The organism is Pseudomonas sp. P106(2024) (assembly GCF_057480815.1).
Window position 1 is genome coordinate 1 of record NZ_JBLIYU010000046.1, and the last position, 740, is coordinate 740.

A 740-nucleotide genomic window follows, 5' to 3' on the forward strand; every position below is an offset into this window, starting at 1 on the left:
GCAAACGACTGCCTAGATCATCGTCAGCCAGTTGGCTCTCCAGCTCTTTGTCCAACACCTTGATCTGCTCGCTCAAGTAGACGAAATGATCATGCAGGCGCTGCAGTAATGCGACGAGCCGTATTGGCAGGTCGTGCTCTTCAAGCACCGAAGCAAGGCGTTTGACCACTGCCAATCCGGTCGGCAGGCTGACACCGAATTCGAGCAGGAACCCATGCATCTGGTTCACCGTCTTGGTTCGGTCGCGGATCAATGATTCACGCATCCGATGAGAAACAGAGAGCGTTTGCTGCTCAGGCGATTTTGGCGTCACAAAGCGCATGGAGGGTCGGGAAGCGGCTTCGCAGATGGCTTGCGCATCGACGAAGTCATTCTTGTTGCTCTTGACGAAAGGTTTAACGAACTGCGGCGAGATCAGCTTGGCCTCATGATCCATCGCTTTGATTTCTCGCGCCAGGCAGTGTGAACCGGCACAGGCCTCCATCACTACCGTGCAAGGGGGATGATTGGCCAGAAACCGCATCATCTGCTGCCTTGAGCACTTCTTGCGCATTACCTCTTTGCCGAACTTGTCCTGGGCGTGCAGGTGGAAGGTATGTTTACCAATGTCGATGCCGATCAGGGTCACGCTGCTCATGATGACGGTCTCCGAAGTAAAAGCACCCTGCGAAAGCGTACGCCTCGCAGGGTGCCGGGGTGACCATCTCATTAAGTAACCCGCCGTAAGGGCGGAAAGGTGA

General features: G+C 55.3%; 1 protein-coding gene. It reads right to left on the bottom strand.

All coding sequences use genetic code 11. The features are described 5' to 3' along the window. A partial coding sequence (locus tag AC25M7_RS25445; protein ID WP_486971632.1) for an IS110 family RNA-guided transposase occupies positions 1 to 637 on the bottom strand: 637 nt, incomplete at its 3' end. Positions 638 to 740: the final 103 nt, after the last annotated feature.